We start from the raw sequence: 6524 nt of genomic DNA on the forward strand, positions 1-6524 counted from the left end.
ACATTCTGATTTCGTTAAATACAACCAGAGCCATTTGGCAATCTGAGCAAGAGTTGGGACTTGGTTTAGGTAATAGGTTGCTTTCAATTATTTATAGCAGTCTTTGCAGGATTGTGAAATTTTTTTCCGTTTGTAGGTAGGCTCTTTTGTCCTACGAGTTACAACCTATTACCTCTGCTCCCTAAGCTCTTTTTTATAGAAGAAGGAGGCTTGCTACGCTTAGGTAAGTTAACTTGTTGAATCAGTTTCTTTTTTGGGTTTATTCAACTCCCTGCATTTAGCTTCAGCCTCTTTATACGCTTCTGAATACTTTTTACTCCCCATGATTAAATTTCCGTAATACTCATGTGGTAAAGCATCATAAACAGGCAGTGGCTCATCATCTGGATAATCTTCTTTGGCTTCTTCTACTGCTGCAACAAGTTTCTTCACTGTTAAATGTTGTGCCGGAAAGTAGAAAAATTGTTCTGCATTTTTATTTAGGTGTGGCAGTGTGGGATCGACAATACAAGTCTCAAGCTCAATCCAACTATGCTCAATCGGCCTGTATGGCTTTCCATCCCCAACTAAAAATCCTTGTACATACATACATCCTTCAGTTAATAATGCCGCTTTATAAGCATTATTAAAGGGATCTTTTGCTTTGCTTTTAATGCGCTCGGAAAGTTCTTTTGAGAGAGTTTCATCTAATGGTTTGCTCATCGGTAATCCTTAAAAGTGATTAAAGTTTTGAAGTCTTTTCTGTATAGTATAACTCAGTATTTTATTGTTTCTATCTCGAAGGCTGCTATCAGCAAAGTAAAAGTTAACGTTATACATTGGGGAGAAAGATTGTTACTTAGATTATATTTTAAAGCTTTCGTTTGATTGATAGCATAATTTATATTGCGATTAACCTATTAGAGATGATGTATAGCAATTCAAGGGTTGGGTGCGATACATCTGTAGGGGCATGGCATTGCCATGCCCCTACCAAGGCAGCGTGAACGTCAGAACCGCGATATATTCCATCCAACTGAGAAACGCTGTACAAATACATCTAATGGTTGAGAAACTGTAGCAGCCCGATTTAATGGGTAAAAGCTACCTTTTGTAGAAAATATTTCCCGCCAATTCAGCAGGTTCCATAAAGGGGAAAAAGAGAATTTCATAAATGAATTAGGATTACTATTTACTCGGTACAATCTAGTTAACATCTATCAAAGTTTTGCCTTATGGGGTAGCCATAGTTCGGTATTAATTCCTATTAGAGATAAAAACCTTCTAAGAAAGTCACCCATCGCTGTCTATTTAAAGGGCGCGAAAACCCCGCCCCTGCGTGACACTCAGAACTAAAAGCCAGCGTCAATGGCCCCCCCATTTTTGCGGGGATCGGTTCTTTGTCATTGCCCCATCTGGTCGCCACCAGAATGTCACACTCGCGCAAATCGGTTGCTGCCAAGCGGACTGGATTGGAGGGGTCATGGTAAATTGGTGCCTTCCCGCGAACTACAATTTCCCCATTGGCGGGCAGCTGGATACCTGCGAAGGCTAGAACATTGCGTACACGCACCCCGTGAAGTTTGACTTCGCCACTGGGCCAACCCATTCTGTAGCCGACATTTTCCAAAATTGTAACTTGGGGAAGTTTATCAAGAGCGGCTAAGTCTAGTTCGCGCCTTCCTACACGTAATTTTACTGGTTCAGTACCAATTATCATGTGGGTAACATAAAACGCCCAGGATAATTCGTTATACTTTTTTTTCAAATTAGGGTATTGTGTATGCGGAATGACTAAATAAATAGGGCCGCCTTGATCGCGGGGAATTGGTTTGCCATTTTTAGCGATCGCTAAAGTAATCGGGTAGGCAAGCAAATCCTTCATGCTGATTGTCGCTTGGTAGCCGTCAAAACAGACAAAAGTAATATCTGTAATATCCGACGCGATCGCTAACTTTTTCAATAGTGTAGATACACGGATGCCCCGAAAGTCGAAAATCTCCTCTTGGTTGAGTACGGCATGAGGCTCTGTAGTTTTTACATGATTTGTTGCCAATGCCTGTAGCTGTTGCCAGCTCAATGTCACCGCTTTGCCCTTGGCAATTTGCCCCTCAATAACCAGATTCCACTCCTCCGGTGAAGTTTTGGTATTGGCTTTCACCATCTGGGCGTTGAGAGCGATCGCTTCAGTTCGCCAGGACTCCAGCTGCTTATCCGTTGGCTGATTTGTACAAGCTCCAAGGCAGACAATACTTGTCACTAGCGGTACTAGAGCCAAATTTTTCCCCACGTTTGGATTCAACCGCATTTAAAGAATACTTCTTTAGGTAGTTTACCGAAAAGCGATCGCTACTGTAATAACAGCAACTAAATTCTTTTTAACACAGTTACCTCAATTCAACCGGGAAAAGATCAAGTTAGTAAGTTATCTAGAATATCCTCGTTCTAAGGAATAAGAAGGGGTAGAAGGTAGAGGTTAGAGGTAAGGGAACAACTACTTAGAACTGTAAGTTTTATCCTTCTTACCACCTACTACCAAATTTCTTAAAACTGCCGCAAAAAGCGCAAATCACTGCTGTACATCCGACGCACATCATCAATTTGATGCAGCACCATTGCAAAACGCTCAGCACCGAAACCAGCGGCAAATCCAGTATAAACTTCTGGATCGTAACCCACCTTCTTCAGGACATTGGGGTCAACCATACCGCAGCCCATCACTTCTAACCAGCGTCCCTGCCATTGCACATCGACTTCCGCCGAAGGTTCGGTGAATGGGAAATAACTGCCCCGGAAACGAATCGGTAACTCAGCACCAAACATCTCCTCTAAAAACACCTTAATAGTGCCTTTAAGGTCTGTAAAAGTTAGCCCCTGATCAACTGCCAAAATTTCTACTTGGTGGAAGACGGCCGAATGGGTCGCATCTACCGTATCTCGTCGGTAACAGCGCCCTGGTGCCACAATCCTGATTGGCGGCTCATTTTCTTCCATGTAGCGAATCTGCACCGAAGAAGTATGCGTCCGCAGCAGATTGCCATCCGGCAGGTAGAAGGTATCCTGCATATCGCGGGCAGGGTGGTCTGCGGGGGTGTTCAGCGCCTCAAAATTGTAGTAGTCTGTCTCCATCTCCGGCCCTTGGGCAACGGTGTAGCCAAGACCAACGAAGATATCTACAATGCGGTCAATTGTGCTGTTGAGCGGGTGCTTGCGACCGAGGGGGCGGTAAACTCCTGGCATAGTGACATCCAGGGTTTCCGATTCCAATGCGGCTTGGATTTGGGCTTCCTGCAAGGTTGTCCGCTTGCGATCCAGGTCATTTTGCAGCGCTTCTTTGACTTCGTTTGCTAAAGCACCAATCCGGGGGCGATCGCTTGCGTCTAATTTACCCAAACCCCCTAATACTTTGGACAGCTGCCCTTTTTTACCCAGGTAGCCGACTCGAAGTTCCTCTAGTTGTGCAAGAGTAGAAGCAGCAGCGATCGCATTCGTCGCATCCTGTTTAAGCGCGGCTAGTTGAGCCTCAAGCTCCGAAAGCGTAGTGGTCATTTTCTACAGACAGTCTTCAGTTTGGCATCTTTGCTTGAGTTTAACGCGATTTGACTCATTCATCTGCATTCATCTATTACAGGACTTACGCAGTTAATTAGTGAATGCCTGATTCTGTTGTAGGGGCATGGCAATCAAAAAGCCCCTACAGCGTGTTAACGTGCGTAAGCCCTATATTACAAGCTGCGGTGCAAAATAGAATTTGACTCCTCCTGTAGTAAGTTAATGAAACTGTTAATCAGCAACGATGATGGCATCTTCGCCTTGGGCATTCGCAATCTCGCCAATACCCTCGCCGAAGCCGGACACAATGTCACCGTAGTATGCCCCGACCGGGAACGGTCTGCCACTGGTCACGGTCTTACCCTGCACGACCCCATCCGCGCTGAAGTCGTCGAGTCGATTTTTCACCCCACAGTCAAAGCCTGGTCTTGTTCGGGAACTCCCTCGGACTGCGTAAAACTGGCGCTAGGTGCTTTGCTCGATGCACCCCCGGATTTTGTCTTATCTGGCATTAACCACGGTTCTAACCTTGGCACTGATGTCCTATACTCAGGCACAGTTTCAGCGGCGATGGAAGGCGTAATAGAGGGAATTCCCAGCATCGCTTTTAGTCTGACCAGTTACACCTCAAGGGAGTTTCAAACCGCTGCCAAATTTGCCAAAATCTTCATGGATAAGTTAAGCTTGCAGCCGCTACCAGAGGCAATGTTACTCAACGTCAACGTGCCGCCTGTGAAATGGGAAGATATTGCTGGTGTCGCCCTGACTCGTCAAGGGATTCGTCGCTATTTTGATATTTTTCAAAAGCGGGTAGATCCACGCGGCAAAACTTACTATTGGTTAGCTGGTGAAGCTTTGGAAGAAGTTGAACAACCTGAAAATCCGCTTTTACCCAGTCACATAGAAACCGATGTGCAGGCAATTCGGAAAAACTACATTACCGTAACGCCCTTGCAATATAACCTCACCTATGCTGCTGGAGTTCGCAGTTTGCAGGAATTCAAGATTTTTGAGCTTTGAGGAACTTTGTCCCTCACCCGCGGCTCCGATCCGCTCAAGCGGTCTCAGAGATTATCCTCGTTCTCAGTCAGAGGCTGGGAATGAGGGGCAGCCATTTTTTTTCTTTTGCCTTTTTTGGTGCGGTTATCACGCTAAATTATTAGTACAAATGTACTAAAATTAGTAGTACACTGTAGTCAAGGAGTTGCAGTCAAAGACACGTAAGTGTATCGCCTGTGGTGAGAGGAAGAAGGCAAAGGAAACCCTACTTCGACAAAAAGCGAGAATGGGTAAATGGGTACTCAGCTTATTTGATTTTACTCAGGCCTTATAGCAATTCAAGGGCTGGGTGCGATACATCTGTAAGGGCATGGCATTGCCATGTCCCTACCAAGGTGGCGAAAACAAAACAACCGCGATATATTCCACCCAGCTGAGAAACGCTATATTTACTGACACAACGGCTGCAAACCCCTACAGCTTAACCGTTTGTCAGCCTTTTGAAAAAGCTTTCACGTACAAGCAAATAGCACTTGCTTTCATCGAGTGTAAACGATCCCAATCTCTTTAGAGCGATATTCCGGATTGCTTTATCAACTAGGAATTACTGCCTAGCTTTATTGCAAGTAATTGACAGGAAGAGCGTAGTACGAAGTCCGAGGCGAAGCGATCGCATTCCAAATAAATATTCTTCCAAAAAACTAAATAAACCACATCTTTCTAAGAGCAGCCAGCCTGCCAAAGTCCTGTATTACCCAACAACGAGCCATGAAGGAGATAAATAAGATGATCAAGGAGTTTAAAGCCCGATCCCTGGTGCTGCAATATCTGTTAGCAGGTTGCTGTCTGTTAGCCAGTGGCTACCTGTTAGCCGCTCTTAACTTGCCTTTCAATCCGACCTCGGCACTTAAGGAACGGCAATCAGTAGAGCGTAGCACCACCGCCTGCACAGAGATTGTAAAGCCGAAGGCGACGCTATCGCGATCTCAATTAGCACGACTCTTAACAGTGCCTGAGCGCAGCTCTCGGCGCAACGTGCAACAAATCGTGAAGGAGCCTTATTGCCGCTTGCCGAATGTGAGCATTCGAGCGGGAGCCAAAACCGAGCGCGAAATTCACCCTTTGGCATTTGATCCGCAAACATCGCTAGTCGTTTTTTATGAAGGAGAAACTTATGTAGGATATGGATTTAAACGTCATTAAAAGGGTACGGGTAACAGCGGACACAGCACTGGCCCTCATCTACATTTCCAGGTGCGTGCTGCTGAAACAAGCAAGAAAATTTCTGCATCCAAAAAACAAATTTCCTGGGTTTTAACCGGAAAGCAACCTAAATTATCGGTAGAGTAATACCATTCTCCTAGTTTCTAAGACCGCGAAGGCGGTCTTAGTTTATGCGGTTGCGGCTTTAATCTTCAGGCGTTTTTACTTAATTGTTCACATCCTGAAATGATTGTTATGAATATCATGAAAAATTCAAAATTAATTCAAATAATAGGAATCTGCCTTTTACTAGGACTTGCTAATAGTTGTTCTTCAGATAATCTCTCTAAAGCCCCAGTGGAATCCCCAGCTTCTTTGAATGTTGCGGAGCAAACTGTTGTGGCGGAGAAAGAAAATACAGAGAAGAAAGGCGAAAGCAATGAACAAGAAGCTGCGCGTGATATAACTTACAACCCTACAACACCTGAAGATAATGATGCTGTTAAAGATCAGAAGTCATTTATTGCACATATTAGGTATGTAAATATTCCTTATTGGGTTAGGAAGTCCTTTTTTGATAAGGGATTAAACAAAACTTATAATATTCATTTTAGAGATATCCGACAGCTATATTTGCGGGGTGACTTTAACGGAGATAATAAAATAGATATTGCTCTAAGAGGATGTTTTAAAAGTCGGTTAGATAGCAAAAAAGCTCACTCAGTGTAAGCTGCGAATATGTAGTACACAGCACTGAGAGAGCGTTATGAGTAAAGCTTACCCCAGTAATT

6 protein-coding genes are annotated in these 6524 nt (G+C 44.3%); 3 read left to right on the forward strand and 3 right to left on the reverse strand.

Annotation, left to right across the window (positions count from 1 at the left end):
* Positions 1-228 precede the first annotated feature (228 nt).
* The 3 genes from H6F66_RS14140 to pheS form a co-directional block, all read right to left on the reverse strand.
* A complete protein-coding gene (locus H6F66_RS14140) occupies positions 229-702 on the reverse strand; it encodes a hypothetical protein (protein ID WP_190422285.1) in 474 nt (157 codons plus the stop codon).
* Between the two features lie 544 nt (positions 703-1246).
* A complete protein-coding gene (locus tag H6F66_RS14145; RefSeq protein ID WP_190422287.1) occupies positions 1247-2287 on the reverse strand; it encodes a molybdopterin-dependent oxidoreductase in 1041 nt (346 codons plus the stop codon).
* A 236-nt stretch (positions 2288-2523) separates the two neighbouring features.
* The gene (gene pheS / locus H6F66_RS14150; protein WP_190422289.1) at positions 2524-3528 is read right to left on the reverse strand and encodes a phenylalanine--tRNA ligase subunit alpha; all 1005 of its coding nucleotides are present in this window, start codon (positions 3526-3528) and stop codon (positions 2524-2526) included.
* Between the two features lie 225 nt (positions 3529-3753).
* On the opposite strand from pheS, the gene surE reads away from it, so the two are divergent.
* From surE to H6F66_RS14165, 3 genes are all read left to right on the forward strand, one after another.
* A complete protein-coding gene (gene surE, locus H6F66_RS14155) occupies positions 3754-4551 on the forward strand; it encodes a 5'/3'-nucleotidase SurE (protein WP_190422291.1) in 798 nt (265 codons plus the stop codon).
* A 747-nt stretch (positions 4552-5298) separates the two neighbouring features.
* Positions 5299-5733: a hypothetical protein gene (locus tag H6F66_RS14160; RefSeq protein WP_242018984.1), complete on the forward strand. Its 435-nt coding sequence runs from the start codon at positions 5299-5301 to the stop codon at positions 5731-5733.
* A 255-nt stretch (positions 5734-5988) separates the two neighbouring features.
* Positions 5989-6462, forward strand: coding sequence for a hypothetical protein (locus H6F66_RS14165; protein WP_190422295.1), 474 nt, complete (start codon positions 5989-5991; stop codon positions 6460-6462).
* The last annotated feature ends 62 nt before the right edge of the window (positions 6463-6524 follow it).

It is taken from the genome of Trichocoleus sp. FACHB-6 (assembly GCF_014695815.1).
Lineage (GTDB): Bacteria > Cyanobacteriota > Cyanobacteriia > Cyanobacteriales > FACHB-T130 > Funiculus > Funiculus sociatus.